The sequence below is a fragment of the Bacteroides sp. HF-4919 genome, from assembly GCF_018860125.1.
This window is the reverse complement of sequence record NZ_JAHKNF010000005.1, coordinates 214522-229470: the sequence shown is the minus strand read 5'-3', so window position 1 is coordinate 229470 and position 14949 is coordinate 214522. Positions and strand designations below refer to the sequence as shown.

Below are 14949 nucleotides of genomic sequence, written 5' to 3'. Positions count from 1 at the left end.
TTTGCATCTGGAATTAATGAGAAAATCATGGGCAAATTAATCACAATCTGGGAGTTTATAGGCAGACATAAATACTGGATCACCGTCTTGGCATTCGGAGTCATCATCGGCTTTCTGGACGAAAACAGTATGATCCGCCGCATCGGCTATGCACGCGAAATCAGCCGCTTGCAGGGAGAGATTGATAAATACCGCGCAGAGTATGAAGAAAACACGGAGCGCCTCAACGAGTTGAGCACCAATCCTGAAGCCATCGAACAGATAGCGCGCGAAAAATATCTGATGAAAAAGCCCAACGAAGACATTTACGTATTTGACGAGAACGAATGAAACAACTGATACCCGCACTTTTCGCCGTAGGCGCCGTGATGGCTCTCGTAGGAGCTGCCGTCTTTATCACCGGATGGGTGTATGCACCTTATATATATACCATCGGGGCAGGCTTTGTGGCATTGGCCCAGGTCAACACTCCGCTCCGGGCAAAAAGCAAAACGCTCCGCCGACTGCGCATTCAACAGATATTCGGTGCACTGGCATTGATACTGACAGGTGCATTCATGTTCACCACACGCGGCAACGAATGGATTGCCTGCCTCACCATAGCAGCTATATTGGAACTTTATACAGCTTTTCGCATTCCGCAGGAAGAGGAGAAAGAGCTCTCTAAATAAAAAAGAGCTCCCCTTTTTCAAAGTTTCCTCTCTACCTTCCACTTGCATCAGCAATTGAAACCGAATGATACACTACTTTAAATGAATAACCATCGTAGTGTCCCGTTCGAGTTCAAAACAGCATTTTTCAAACGAAGGAGCTCCCAAGACTCCTTCGGCATCATTGCTGAACCCGAACTTTTCCAAAGGACGCCCGAATGCACCGGTATCCAACTTCCCGTTTTCATTTTCATCCTGAAAGAGGGAAATGGCATAAGTACCGGCAGGAATTCCCTTACAGGGTATCTCTATCGTCCGGTCCTTCACTCCTACCCGAAAACCGAAAACAGGCTTCTTCATAAAGGTCTGTTTGGAAAAATAGATAGCCACGTAAACAGATCCGTCCACATGCTCCACGTCTTTGACAATCAATGTCAGATTCTGACCCGCTACGGACACACTCGTTAGTACTGCAAACAGCAAAATAATCATTGTCTTCATAATGGTAAATATTTAAAAATTAGAAACATCATAAGCTACTTTCTTACCTAAAGTGATATAAACTCCCAGATAGAAGAAACGGTCACTGGAAGCACGGACGGCCTGTCCGTTAATCCGTCCATATTCGTTCTTACGCCCCGTCAGATTAGTGGCAGAGGCATGTACGATAACCTTCTTACTCGCCAGCACAGTGATACCCAAATCGAGAGAATGGCAGGGTTTTACTTCATCATTCATCAACCCCGGCAGTTCCGGATTATGATAAGGACGCCCACTTGCCAACCGGTCGGTCACGCTGAAGATGGTTCGCAGACGGGGAACACTGTATTTCAGTACCAATGACACATTATGACGGGTAGCGTATTGCGGAACGGTCAGTTCAGTATATTCCCGGTATTTCCGTTTTGAAAGATTATAAGAATAGGACAAACGGTATTCAAAATTCTTCCATAGGGCATTGTCACAAAAATATAGGTCAACGCCTTTACTATGTCCGTATCCATCGGGAACCATACCTTGGGGAACAGACAATTCCAGCCTTTTATAATTTTTGTAATAAAACTCCGCTTTGTAAAATCGCCCGCTCTGTTCGTATTGGAGACTGAAGAGAGTCTGCCTACAGATATTAGAGGGCAAAGCAGTGTTTTTTATCAGGTATTTATTTCCCGGTAATTGAGTGTATTGTCCTGCCACAACCGAGATTGACAAACGATTCCACGCATAACTGACAGCAGCTCTGGGAGACCAGTTCATCCGCCGGTTCAATGAAACATACTCCGGACGGAAAGACAGTTCTGTTTTGAAGTGTTCCGACAGATAAAAAATGGACGAAAGAAATCCTGCACAGATCGTGGGGTACATACGGTTTTCATCATAGAGCAACTCAAACCGATAATAATCCCGATATGACCGGATAAAAGTTTCAACTCCCGCATCCAGACGTAGCCAAGGAGTAAATTGCCGGAAGGACCTGACTTTCAAATGAAGTTCCTGCTGCCGCTCACTCCATGCATCCCCGCCTGTCACTGCACCTCCCACTCGCCGGTCATAAAAAGAATACGCAGCCCCGAAAAACCAATTCCAACCGGAAGCGGCACGTTTGCGGAAGGTAGTGTTCAGATAAACATTATTTTCACTCAAAGCGAAAAGATGACGGTCTGCATCTGCATAATTCGAAAAGGAAGTACGGTCATACCCTGCATATAATTTGAATACAGTCCTTTCATCCGGCGTGTACCGATATTGGGCAGCACCGGAAAACATACCGTATGGCTGCTTGAAATCAGTCCGGGAAGGATAAACCCGATAATAAGGTGACAGATTCTGATAATCGAGATTCAGCGAAAGTGAAGAGTGCCCGAAAGCCCGCGTACCACCTCCTCCCAATCCGACGGTAGAAACATTCATTCCCAGTTTATTGACCGTACTATGGTCCTTGGTTTCCAGAGGAAGTACAGCAGACAAGGCCTCTCCATACTCCTGTGACTGTCCGCCGGAAGCCAGATTGACACCACTGAACATAAAAGTGGAATAGCGTCCTCGTGCAGGAGTATCCGCTCCGGTTGTAGTATAAGGATTCAACACATGCATGCCGTCTATATAGGTTTGTGTTTCGTTACTGCTCCCGCCACGCACCAACAGACGACCGCTTTCACCCTGAATTTGAGCCCCCGGAAGGGTTTGCAAAGCCCGATATAAATCTCCGTTAGCTCCTCCTACCGTTACCAGATCGACCGGTCGCAAATCGCTCCAGCGGCTGTTAGCCCTGGGAGTTTTATGTGCTTTGACGACTACCTCGTCCAACAATATACTATCACCTAAAGTCGTGAAAAAAATGGTATCCGTAGTTACGTTTTGGGCTACGAGTGAAACCGGGAGAAGCATCAAGCTTCCAATCACTGTTACATAGAATCTCTTCATTGTGGTCTGTTTGCTAACATTTTCACCGGCAAACATAAAGGATCGGTTCCAAGCAAAAAAATATCCGGGACAGACAGCCCGGATATGTGACAAGCAGCTCGTCCTATGTGACGAACTGCATCTTTTTGTGACCAACGGTTATTTGCCGACTATAGTTTCCATCAACTCTTTAACCTGTTTGGAATAGGCCCGTGATACAGGTATCTCTTCCGGATAACCTTCCAAAAGCAAACGGTAGCCCTGTGAGTTTCCACTAACCTTTACCACCTTACGGAGATTGACCAGAAAAGCACGGTGGCACTTCACCACCAACGGAGACCCACCGGTTACTTCCTCCGCCTGCTTCATGGTCGTCCGCAACAGACACTGCATATTTCTGCCTCCTTTCTGATAGTTCACCCGGATATAGTTTCCATCGGACTCTATATACAACAAGTCCTTAGAGTCCAATTCCATAGATTCCCTGGTACCGCCCTGGAACGAAAGCAAAGAAACTATTTCAGTTGTTTCTACAGATTCCATCGCAGATACCGACCGCTGTAAATGGAGGTTCATCTCCGTCGCTTCCTCTAAATGGATAGCCAACAACCTGTTTTGATTCAATAAAATGAAAAGTACTGTAGGGAAAAGTCCGATAACCAAAGTGAACAATGCAAAAACACAAAAGACATCCCAACGCAGCCCCCAGCCAAAAACAAATGTTGAATAAAGCCAGTTACCGACAGCAATAAATAAGATTACCATCAACAGATTGACTATCTGTTTCCATACAGTCCACCCCTCTTCTTTGTAAAACTCCGGAAACAGACAGGCAAAAAGATACACGGGGATGCTCAGAAATACTGCTGTCACACCCATAAAGCCCAAAAGTATCCAAAACTTATGCCCCTCAATGCCCGATATTCCGAAAGGCTGTAAAACCAGTAATATAAGGAATACGACCAACGAAGAAATCAATACCACCTTCCATCTTTGATACACAACCGGATAAGGACTTTGCAGGTGTCTTCGTATTTTTTCACTCCAATGATTTCTCATTTGTATTCTGTTTTTCACTCTTGTTGCAAAATAATATAAAATATCGAACGGACAGCTATAAATCGAGAGATAATCTTAAAGACAAAAAGAGGCAATCCTCTTCAGAATTGCCTCTCCTATTTCATAATATGATAAACCGGATTTTACTTCTTACCCACAGGAGCATATCTTGCGTTAAGTCCGTCTACAATTTCTTTTGTGATGTTCAGTGTGCTGTCGGCATACAACAGATTATCAAAACTGGTATTGCTGATAATCAGGTTATAACCTTTAGTCTTATTGTATTCTTTCAGGAAAGCATTGATAGAGTCACGCAGAATCTGGCTGTTTTTAGCATTTTCAGATGCCATTTCGGTAGCCAGTTTGTTTTGCAATGCCTGCAAATCCTGCTCCAATTTACCTAAGCGTGCATATTCCTGTTGTGCTCTTTCCGGAGAAATAAAAGCATTGCTTTCATATTTCTTCTGGAATTCCTGCTGTGATTTACGCAGTTCGTTAGCTTTTTGATTTAATACCATACGGCTGTTCTCTTCCTTACTGATCATATCAGCATTCAGATCTTTGCAGAAATTATATTGAGACAACAATGTATCTACTTCTACATAAGCGATTTTCAGACCAGAAGTGGCATTTGCATTTCCGGAAGCAGCAGGAGCAGCAGCATTGTCGGCTTTACCAGCGCATTGTGAAAAAAGAAAGAGGAATGCAAGAGCAGCAAATCCGTTAATGAGGTAATTCATTCTCTTCATACTTGTAAAATATAGTTTTTTAATTAATTAGTTCATACTATCGTTTAAGGTTTTCTCAATTTCATCAATAGAAAAGCGCCGTTTCTTTTGTGCTTCCCGATCTTGAGACTGTGCACAACTTATGCCTCTCTCCCTTAACGCTTTATTGCCGCTGACGTGCCCGTTGGGAAATTTTCCGCCTTTTGTAAAGAAGACTTTTATGCCTAATAAACCAAGGCAAATAGCAACTATTAACAGAGTTATCAGTATTGTATAGAGCATTTCTATTAATTTTGTGGGTGCAAATATAGACTTTTGTACTGACTAAGCCTCCTTTTTTACCATAAAAAAAGAGAAACGGGTTCAAAATTCGCAAGCAAATTAACCATATTTAGCAATAAGGGGTTAAAATTGAATTTTTAATTCCATAAAAAGAAAAGAGAATGGAAAAATCAGAACTGAAACCGGCCGGCGTATTTCACTTCTTCAACGAAATCTGCCAGGTGCCCCGTCCTTCAAAGAAGGAAGAAAAGATAATCGCTTATTTAAAAGCGTTCGGAGAAAAATATAATTTAGAGACAAAAGTGGACGAAGCCGGTAATGTACTTATCAAGAAGCCGGCTACTCCGGGTAAAGAAAACCTGAAGACAGTGATCTTGCAATCACACGTAGACATGGTGTGCGAAAAGAATAACGATACGGAGCATGACTTCCTGACCGACCCTATCGAAACGGAGATTGACGGGGAATGGATGAAGGCAAAAGGAACAACTCTGGGGGCTGACAACGGTATCGGTGTAGCTACTGAGTTGGCCATTCTGGCCGACGACAGCATTGAGCACGGTCCTCTCGAATGTCTGTTCACTGTAGATGAAGAGACAGGTCTGACCGGTGCTTTTGCCCTGAAAGAGGGGTTCATGAACGGGGAAATCCTATTAAACCTCGACTCGGAAGATGAAGGTGAACTTTTCATCGGTTGTGCAGGTGGTATCGACTCGGTTGCCCAATTCAAATACGAAACGGTGATGACACCCATCAGCCACCTTTGCTTCCATATCACCGTGAAAGGTCTGAAAGGCGGGCATTCCGGTGGAGATATCCATCTGGGACGCGGCAATGCCAACAAGATTCTGAATCGCTTCCTGTACCTGATGCAGAATACTTATCAGGAAGACTTCTTCCTCTTCGAATTCAATGGAGGTAACCTGCGAAATGCCATTCCGCGTGAAGCTTCAGCTGTATTCTCCGTACCGGAACATTATAAGCACGATGTGCGCACAGCCTTGAATGTCTTTATTGCAGAAATAGAAGACGAACTTCATAAGCTAGAACCGGATCTGAGTATTCTTCTTGAAACGGAACCTCGTCGTGACTGGGCTATCGACCCAAGTACAGCCTATCGCCTGATCACTTCGTTGTATGCCTGCCCACACGGAGTTTATGCCATGAGCCATGACATCCCGGGTCTGGTGGAAACATCGACCAATCTGGCATCTGTCAAGATGAAACCGGAAAATACTATCCGTATCGAAACCAGCCAGCGCAGTTCCATTCTTTCTTCACGCGACGATGTAGCCAACACTGTACGTGCAGTATTTACTTTGGCAGGCGCGCAAGTGACTTGGGGTGACGGATATCCCGGATGGAAACCCAACCCGAACTCGGAAATCCTGAAAGTAGCTGAAGAGTCATATAAACGTCTGTTCGGTGTAGATGCCAAAGTAAAAGCAATTCACGCCGGACTGGAATGTGGTTTATTCCTTGATAAATATCCTGCATTGGACATGATTTCCTTCGGTCCTACATTGACAGGAGTCCACTCTCCGGACGAACGGATGCATATTCCTTCAGTAGATAAATTCTGGAAGCATCTGTTGGATGTATTGGCACATATTCCGGCAAAGAACTAAATCAATTTCACCACAGAGGACACAAAGAAGAATTCACTTGATAATTCTAAAATTAAAAATCTGTGTGCTCTGTGGTGAATCAAAACGAGAACTAAAATCTATGCTCCGTCTTTTCTTTTTATTGCTGATTTCCTCCACTTCACTTTTTCTTTCTGCACAAAATCAGCCTCCTTTTCGTGTCGTCTTTTGGAATACCGAAAACTTCTTCGATACCCGGCACGATTCACTCAAAAATGACAGGGAGTTTCTGCCCCATTCACTCCGGCATTGGGGCTATAGCCGATATAAAAAGAAGATAGATAATGTGGCCCGCACTCTTGCAGCAGTCGGAGAATGGAACTTTCCGGTATTGATAGGATTGTGTGAAGTGGAAAATGATACGGTTATGCGCGATCTCACGCTTTATTCTCCGCTTAAGGAGGCAGATTATCGTTATGTGATGACACACTCTCCTGACCAGCGCGGTATCGACGTAGCACTGCTTTACCAACGCGACCGGTTCAAACTCCTTACCTGTTCTTCCATCCCTGTCGGCAATTTTGAGAATCATCGTCCGACAAGGGATATCCTGCACGTCAGCGGATTATTGCTGACAGGTGATACACTGGATGTATTAGTGGCACATCTACCCTCCCGCTCGGGCGGAGCACGTCAATCAGAACCTTATCGCCTTTTTGCGGCACAAAAACTGAAAAATGCGGCAGACAGCCTAATGTGTGTCCGCCGTTCTGCCAAATTGATTATTATGGGAGATTTTAATGATTATCCCACTGACAAATCTGTAAAACAAGTCCTGAAAGCCCTTTCTCCCGAAGAGAATCCTGACCATAAACAACTGTACCACTTACTGGCGCGAAAAGCCAAGAACCGTAACTTCGGTTCCTATAAATATCAGGGTGAATGGGGATTGCTGGATCACCTGATTGTATCCGGTACACTGCTTGATACTTCCGGTACGCTTTTTACCGAGGAAAAAAAGGCAAGCGTACTGCGCTTGCCTTTCCTTCTGATAAAAGATGAAAAATACGGAGGCATGCAGCCTTTCCGCACCTACATCGGAATGAAATACCAGGGAGGATACAGTGATCACTTACCTGTATATACCGATTTCGAAACCAATCAATCCGAATATTGATATACCTTCAGTTCAAACTTGGGTACCATAGCAAAAAAATGATCGAAAATATCGGATTGGATACGTTCATATTCTTTCCAAACCTTGTTACGGGAAAAGAAATAAATCTGAATAGGTACCCCGTATTCAGTAGCTTCCTTCTGGCTGATAATCAGGTCGAGATCCTGATTTACCACAGGCAAACTGCAAAGATAACGTTCTACGTATACCCTGAATACTTGCGAATTTGTAGGCACCACTCCTTCCTCCGGCTGATAATCTGCCAACAGAGGTATCTCTTTGCGAAAGGTATCAAGCATTTCGGGGGTGCAGAACTTCAAAGTTGTCAGATCAAGAAAAATGCTCTTCATCACCCGCCGTCCTCCGGATTCCGTCATTCCCCGCCAGTTCTGGAACGAGCCGTTCACCAAAGAATAGGGAGGAACGGTAGAAATAGTATTATCGAAATTCTGAATCTTAACGGTATTCAATGTAATCTCTTCCACAATGCCGTTTGCATTGGTTGAAGGGATGGTCACCCAGTCACCGGGACGTATCATATCGTTGGCAGACAACTGAATGCCTGCCACAAACCCCAGAATGCTATCTTTAAAGACCAACATCAGAATAGCGGCAGAAGCCCCCAACCCGGCGAACAGCGTAGCAGGAGATTTATCGACAATTATGGAGACAATCACAATGCCGCCAATAAAGAAGACAAGAACCTGTAATACCTGAATAAAGCCTTTCATCGGACGATTCTTCAACTTTTCTTTTCCATTGAGTATATCCAGCAACATCAGCAGACTGCTGTTGAGAGCCAGTAACAAGGCAAAGATCATATAGATAACACAAATTTTCTGCGAAACCAGCAACAAAGTCTTTCCGTGTACAAATGCCATAGGCAAAAGCATATACATCAGAATACCCGGCAGAATATGGATCAGGTGGTGAATCACTTTATGTTTGACCATCAATGTATCCCATTTATAAGGAGTCCGCCGTGCCAGACGCTTTATTCCACCCACAAAAATGGCCTGGCAAAGATAATCCAGTCCGACCGCAATAAAAATCATCAGGATGGCAATAATCGTTTCATCAAAGGTATTCGCTATTTTCGGGTCCACTCCCCAACCTATAAGGATTTTATTCATCCAACTTCCTAAATCTATCATAACTATCGTCTTTATTTTAACATGTTCACTTTATCAAAATAACATCTGAATGGGCTTTAGGTTTAGCCCAAATAAAAAAGGCTGTATTGAAAAACGGTATTTTCAATACAGCCAGCTTCATCTGTTACCAGAAATCCTTATCCATTTACCTTTTTATAATCTTCCAGAAATTTCTTCAGCCCGGCATCTGTCAACGGATGATTCAGCAGCCCCTTAATGGCACTCAACGGGCAAGTCGCCACATCGGCACCGGCTTCCACACATTCCATAATATGCTTGGTGCTACGGATGGAGGCCGCCAACACCTGAGTAGGATAATTGTAGAAACGGTACATCCGCACAATATCGGCAACCAGTCCGACACCATCTTCACAAATGTCATCCAGGCGTCCTACGAAAGGAGAAACATACGTAGCTCCCGCTTTGGCAGCCAGCAAAGCCTGACCGGCAGAAAAGACCAGCGTACAGTTGGTGCGAATGCCCTGTTCGGAAAAGTGCTTGATGGCTTTGATGCCGTCGGCAATGCAGGGCACCTTCACCACAATGTGGGGATTGAGGGCTGCCAGCTCTTTTCCTTCCCGAATCATTCCTTCGTAATCAGTAGCGATCACTTCGGCACTGACATCGCCTTGCACGATGTTACATATCTCCACGTAATGCTTCCGCTGGTTCCCGACTCCTTTTATCCCCTCTTTAGCCATCAGAGAAGGATTAGTCGTTACTCCGTCCAAGACTCCCAAATCGTGTGCTTCCCGGATTTGCTCCAAGTTAGCCGTATCAATAAAGAATTTCATACCTAATAGTGTTTAATATCTTATATTCAAACAGATAACCTGGAGCAGTTGTTCAATGGAACGACTTACTTCTGCAAACGGATACCGATTTCGTTCAAAGCGACCTTTGCCGGAGTAGCGTCCGGTGTAGTGGCATCGAGTTTGATGTAGCGGGCACTGACCTTGTTGCCGAACGAAACGGTCTGCGGAACAGGGTTGTGCATAATGTTGCTGAACTCCCCGGTAGTCGGCACTTCTTTCCAGTCTTCACCATTGATACTTACATAGAATTTATAACGGAAAGCCATTGTCGGCTTCGCTTCCGCATTGGCAGGAGCATATACGAAACCTGCCATCTCTACGGCTTTTCCAAGATCAATCACCAACGGAGAGGCAGTCACTTGTTTCCATGTAGCACGAGGCAGATCGTTCCAATTTTCTTTCGCAGACGCCTCTTCCAACGGACGGGCATAGTAGGCAGCCACTTCGCTGATATTAGCCGTCAGACGGCAAGCATCAATCTTCACTCTCAGTTGAGTGGCCTCGATAGCCGGAATACGTATCAGACGTTTATAACCCACGGTAGTACCTTTGGCTATCTCCTTCCATCCTCCGGCAGTCAGTGCCTCGACAGTAAAAGCTTCTGTACGCTGTCCTTTCGAGATATCCTCACGCAGCATCACCACGTTGATTTCCGATTTCGGTTTCAGCTGATAGGTATGGGTATCACCCGGTTTGGCAGCCCATGGTTTCAATCCGCCTTTCACACGGTTATCGGCAAAAATTTCTTTGCGATAGTCGGCAAACTCTTTCAGACGGTTAACGTCGGCATCGCTGATGCGTCCGCGCCGATCGGGAGGGATATTGAGCAGCAACACCGAGTTGTAACCCACAGATTTGAAATAAATATCGGTCAGATGCTTGAGGCTCTTCACCTTACCGTCCTCCTGCTGATGATAAAACCATCCCGGACGGATCGATACATCCACCTCGGAAGGATACCAGAAGAGTTCTCTGGCATTAACCAACATGTCGCGTCCGCCCAAATCTTTGGAAGTCGCTTTTACACCTAACGCTTTGTTCTGCTCTTCACAACGGGCATAAGTGCCCGGAGTCAATACGGTGGCACTCCACTCCGTTTCACGTCCCAGTCCGCGTTCGTTGCCTACCCATCGTACATCGTCACCCATAATGGCAGTCACTGCATGGGGTTGAAGACGACGGATGGTAGAGAGGATGGCGGTCCAATCATATTCCTGTTTCTTTCCGTTGGGACCTTCACCATTGGCTCCGTCGAACCAGACTTCGTGTACTTCACCATAATTGGTAAGCAGTTCAGTCAGCTGTTCGATAAAGAATTCGTTGTATTTCGGAGAATCCCCATAACAAGATGCATTCCGATCCCAGGGAGAGAGGTAAACACCGAACTTGATACCGTATTTATCACAGGCATCACGGAGTTCACGCACCACATCACCCTTTCCGCCTTTCCAAGGAGAAGAGGCCACGGAGTGGTTAGTAGTCCTGGTAGGCCACAGGCAAAATCCATCATGATGCTTGGCGGTCAGGATAGCCATCTTGAAACCCGCCTCTTTGAGTGAACGCACCCATTGTTCCGCATCAAGTTCGGAGGGATTGAAGAGTGCGGGATCCTCTTTTCCGTCTCCCCACTCACGCCCGGTAAAAGTATTGATACCAAAATGAAGGAAAGCAGTCAGTTCCATCTGTTGCCACGCCAGCTGTTGCGGAGTAGGTACAAGACGCGCTGCCATATCGACTTTCTGCTCAAGGGTAGCACCTTGCGGAAATTCCACGTGCTTCACATAGTAGTCGTCTTTTTTTTGGGCCTGTCCGGCTGTACAGATAGCTGCAAGCAGAACCGTCGATAAAATAAGTTTCTTCATAAATCTATTGTTTTAAGTTTGATTCACCACAGAGTAACACAGAGTCTCTCACAAAGGATTTTCCTCTCTTCAATATCCTATTAACAAGAACTTAAAAACTCTCTGAAACTCTGTGGTAAACCGTATCCTTTTCTATTCCACGTTAAATATTCTGTCTATTTCACTCCTCTCAGCGTGAACTCAAAACTCTGCTCCGTCAGCGGCACACGGTATTGCGGTTGTACACCGGGACCACAGGTTGCTGTCCCTACACCTGCCTGTTCGGTATCCAGATGAACAGTGATACGGCCGTTACGTTCCAGATCGTTAATGTGGCGGGCTTTCTCCAGCACATCGTCAGTAAACGGAACGACACTGAACTGGAACGGACGGTTCGAATCGACAAAGATTCCTTGTCCGGCTTCATCCTCCAATTTCATCCAGCGGACATCCGTACGATTTCCGGTAGACTGCGGAGTCACGTAATAGTGGAACATCCTTTCGGCAGTAGTCCGATACAGCCCTATCTTGCCCGACTGCATACGGTCAGCGTAAGTCTCGTTATCACCGCGTCCCAGATAAGCCACATTGCCAAACGTATCGTTCATCTCGAAGGCCAGCCCCAGGCGTGCCATTGATTTCACCACAGCCGTATCGGGACGGAAAGTCACTTTCACCTTCAAAGCCCCGGCAGCATTCAGTGAGTAAATGAAATCGGCATCCCCCACTTTAGTTCCCTTCGCATTCAGGACTTCTACTCGTGCAGTAGCGGTACTCTTGCTCTCCTTCAGTGACACCACTTTCTGGCTCAGCTGATCGAGTCCGGATTTACGCCAAAGATAAGCACCGTTGCGATCGCGGTTATCATTGTCCGTAGCGGGACGGAAAAGACTCAGTGTAACAGGAGTTGCCAGCAATTCCTGCCCGTCCAGTGTAAAAGAGTTCAAAGCACCAGTCGCCTTATCCAGCGTAAAAGCAGTCTGTCCGGCCTTGGCAGGCAGATAAGCTGTACTGTTCTTTGTTCCGGGCAATACAAACTGGTCGTAAGCCACCTCCCAATCAGTACCCACCATCGGTGAAACTTCTTTACGAGTCCAGCTCAGGTTGAGATATCCTTCACGCACATTGGCAGGCAAGACAACTTTTCCTAATGTCATATCAACCGTAGCATGTGGCGCACAATTCACTTCTTTTGTTCCTTCTGTGACCGTTTGTCCGTTATCGCCCACCACCTGCCAATGCAGGATATATTCGTTCAGATTGGAGAAGTCGAACCAGTTTTTCACTCTTATGGTCAGATTACTCTTATTGAGCAAGGTACACTTGATGTTCTGATAAATCTTTTTCACTTCAAGCAAGTGCGGATGCGGGACACGGTCAGCGCTTACCAACCCGTTGCAGCAGAAATTACCGAAACTCGGAACTCCTTTGGGACCGTAGTCCCCACCATACGACCAATACCAACGCCCATTCGCGTCTATCTCACGGAACGACTGGTCTACCCAGTCCCACACGCAACCGCCTTGTGCCATCGGATTATTTTCGAACACATCCCAATACTCCTTCAGGCCACCTACGCTGTTGCCCATGGCGTGCACGTATTCGCAAAGAATGAACGGACGGTAAATATCTTTCTGTGCCAGATAGGTTTTGATTTCATCGACACTGCGGTACATCCGGCAATAAATATCGGTGTTATAATTCTGCTCGGCACGTTCGTATTGAACGGGACGATTCTTTTCTACCGATTTCAACCAGTCATAGGTACGTTCGAAGTTAATTCCGTTTCCGGCTTCGTTACCCAACGACCAAATGACGATGGCAGGATGGTTCTTCGAACGCTCGTACATACGGTGTGTACGATCCATGTGTGCTGTCAGCCAAGTGCTGTCCTTGGCAAGCGAAGCAGGACCGTAGCCCATACCGTGCGACTCGATGTTGGCCTCGTCGATCATATAAAGTCCGTAGCGATCGCAAAGCTGATACCAGTACGGATGAGTGGGATAATGTGAATTACGCACGGTATTGATATTGTGCAGCTTCATCAATCGGATATCCTGCTCCATCAGCTCTTTGCTGACAGTACGTCCCAATTGCGAATGTTCATGCCGGTTGGTTCCCTTCACCAGCACAGGTACACCATTGATGCAGAAACGTCCGTCCTTGATCTCCGAAGTACGGAAACCCACTTCGCAACCGGTAACTTCCGTCACCCGTCCTCCCGCATTTTTCAGTTCCAACACGAGCGTATAGAGATTGGGGTGCTCGGCACTCCAAGGCTTCACGTCTTTCAGGCGCTGTTCACCGAAAGTGATGAAGTTACTCAACCCACGTGATTTGACAGGCATTTCGCCCGAAAGTACGGGACGTCCGGCTGCATCATTCAGGCTATAAGTTATAGATACCGCTCCATTGGCAGGTCCCTCAACGGTAACATCGAGTCCGAAGATACCATCTTTGTAACGCTCCTTCTCGAGGGTGGCATTTACTTTATAGTCGGCAATGTACTGCTTCGGAGTACTATATAAATATACATCACGTTCAATGCCGCTCAAACGCCACATATCCTGACATTCCAGGTAAGAGCCCGAACTCCAGCGGTAGACTTCAAGTGCGACGGTATTCTCGCCTTCTTCCAGCTTGTCAGTAATGTCCCACTCGGCTGCCGTCTTTGAGCCTTGGTTGTAACCGAGGAAATGGCCGTTCACCCATACATAATAGAAAGAGGTGACACCTTCACAACAGAGAACCACCCGGCGGTCTTTCCATCCGGCAGGCACAGTGAAAGTTCGGCGGTAAGAGCCAACTTCGTTTTCTTCAGACGGTACGAGAGGAGGATTTTTCTTGAAGTTGAACATCTTATCATCGAATTCATAAGTCTCGTTCACATAAATAGCAGTTCCATATCCCTGACGCTCCCAGTTTCCGGGTACATTAATGTCTGCCCACCCTCCGGTATAGAACGAAGGTTTATAAAAGTCTTTCGGACGGAGGTCGGGATTCTTCACCCAATGGAATTTCCATTTGCCGTTCAGGCTCAAATAATAGGGAGACTGTTCATAGTCCCCTTTTTTCACATCGGCAGCATCTGCGTAAGGCCACACATAGGTGTGAGGGGCCAACTTGTTCAGGCCTACCGCATATTGGCTCTGCCATTCGGGAGTCTTCTGCGCCTTTGCGGGCACCATAACCAGACAGGCCAGTAGCAGTAGAAAGGTTAGTTTGATAGGTTTGTTCATTGTTTATCAGGTATTTAA

13 protein-coding genes are annotated in these 14949 nt (G+C 46.0%); 4 read left to right on the top strand and 9 right to left on the bottom strand.

Annotated features, from left to right (window positions below; genetic code table 11):
* Positions 1 to 27: 27 nt before the first annotated feature.
* Positions 28 to 330 (top strand): septum formation initiator family protein, encoded by a 303-nt coding sequence (locus KO473_RS10775; RefSeq protein WP_005807565.1) that lies wholly within the window; start codon positions 28 to 30, stop codon positions 328 to 330.
* Positions 327 to 671 (top strand): hypothetical protein, encoded by a 345-nt coding sequence (locus KO473_RS10770; protein WP_005807567.1) that lies wholly within the window; start codon positions 327 to 329, stop codon positions 669 to 671. Before KO473_RS10775 ends, KO473_RS10770 begins: the two co-directional genes overlap by 4 nt.
* Positions 672 to 743: 72 nt before the next feature.
* Here the strand turns inward: KO473_RS10770 and KO473_RS10765 are convergent, their stop codons facing one another.
* From KO473_RS10765 to KO473_RS10745, 5 genes are all read right to left on the bottom strand, one after another.
* Positions 744 to 1151, bottom strand: coding sequence for a DUF2141 domain-containing protein (locus KO473_RS10765; protein WP_005780516.1), 408 nt, complete (start codon positions 1149 to 1151; stop codon positions 744 to 746).
* Positions 1152 to 1163: 12 nt separating this feature from the next.
* Positions 1164 to 3107: a TonB-dependent siderophore receptor gene (locus tag KO473_RS10760; protein WP_005821123.1), complete on the bottom strand. Its 1944-nt coding sequence runs from the start codon at positions 3105 to 3107 to the stop codon at positions 1164 to 1166.
* A 102-nt stretch (positions 3108 to 3209) separates the two neighbouring features.
* Positions 3210 to 4109: a LytTR family DNA-binding domain-containing protein gene (locus KO473_RS10755; RefSeq protein ID WP_122130169.1), complete on the bottom strand. Its 900-nt coding sequence runs from the start codon at positions 4107 to 4109 to the stop codon at positions 3210 to 3212.
* Between the two features lie 143 nt (positions 4110 to 4252).
* Positions 4253 to 4858 (bottom strand): OmpH family outer membrane protein, encoded by a 606-nt coding sequence (locus KO473_RS10750; protein WP_005780522.1) that lies wholly within the window; start codon positions 4856 to 4858, stop codon positions 4253 to 4255.
* Positions 4859 to 4885: 27 nt separating this feature from the next.
* Complete coding sequence (locus KO473_RS10745) at positions 4886 to 5119, bottom strand: hypothetical protein (protein WP_005807575.1); 234 nt, start codon at positions 5117 to 5119, stop codon at positions 4886 to 4888.
* Positions 5120 to 5280: 161 nt separating this feature from the next.
* Between KO473_RS10745 and KO473_RS10740 the strand changes: the two genes are divergently transcribed.
* Entirely contained in the window at positions 5281 to 6747 is a 1467-nt protein-coding gene (locus KO473_RS10740; protein ID WP_005821127.1) for an aminoacyl-histidine dipeptidase, read from the top strand.
* A gap of 100 nt (positions 6748 to 6847) precedes the next feature.
* Positions 6848 to 7882 carry an endonuclease/exonuclease/phosphatase family protein gene (locus tag KO473_RS10735; RefSeq protein ID WP_032531690.1) on the top strand — a complete coding sequence of 345 codons (1035 nt, stop codon included), beginning with the start codon at positions 6848 to 6850 and terminating at the stop codon, positions 7880 to 7882.
* On the opposite strand, the gene KO473_RS10730 is transcribed toward KO473_RS10735, so the two are convergent.
* The 4 genes from KO473_RS10730 to KO473_RS10715 all read right to left on the bottom strand — a co-directional run bounded on the left by KO473_RS10730 (position 7867) and on the right by KO473_RS10715 (position 14931).
* Positions 7867 to 9036, bottom strand: a complete 1170-nt coding sequence (locus KO473_RS10730; RefSeq protein WP_005780530.1) for a mechanosensitive ion channel family protein — start codon at positions 9034 to 9036, stop codon at positions 7867 to 7869. The genes KO473_RS10735 and KO473_RS10730 overlap by 16 nt on opposite strands.
* 137 nt (positions 9037 to 9173) lie before the next feature.
* The gene (gene fsa, locus KO473_RS10725) at positions 9174 to 9830 is read right to left on the bottom strand and encodes a fructose-6-phosphate aldolase (protein WP_005780531.1); all 657 of its coding nucleotides are present in this window, start codon (positions 9828 to 9830) and stop codon (positions 9174 to 9176) included.
* A 65-nt stretch (positions 9831 to 9895) separates the two neighbouring features.
* The gene (locus KO473_RS10720) at positions 9896 to 11713 is read right to left on the bottom strand and encodes an alpha-L-fucosidase (RefSeq protein WP_005821134.1); all 1818 of its coding nucleotides are present in this window, start codon (positions 11711 to 11713) and stop codon (positions 9896 to 9898) included.
* Between the two features lie 155 nt (positions 11714 to 11868).
* On the bottom strand, positions 11869 to 14931 hold the full coding sequence (locus tag KO473_RS10715) for a glycoside hydrolase family 2 TIM barrel-domain containing protein (protein ID WP_005821136.1): 3063 nt from the start codon (positions 14929 to 14931) through the stop codon (positions 11869 to 11871).
* Between the last annotated feature and the right edge of the window lie 18 nt (positions 14932 to 14949).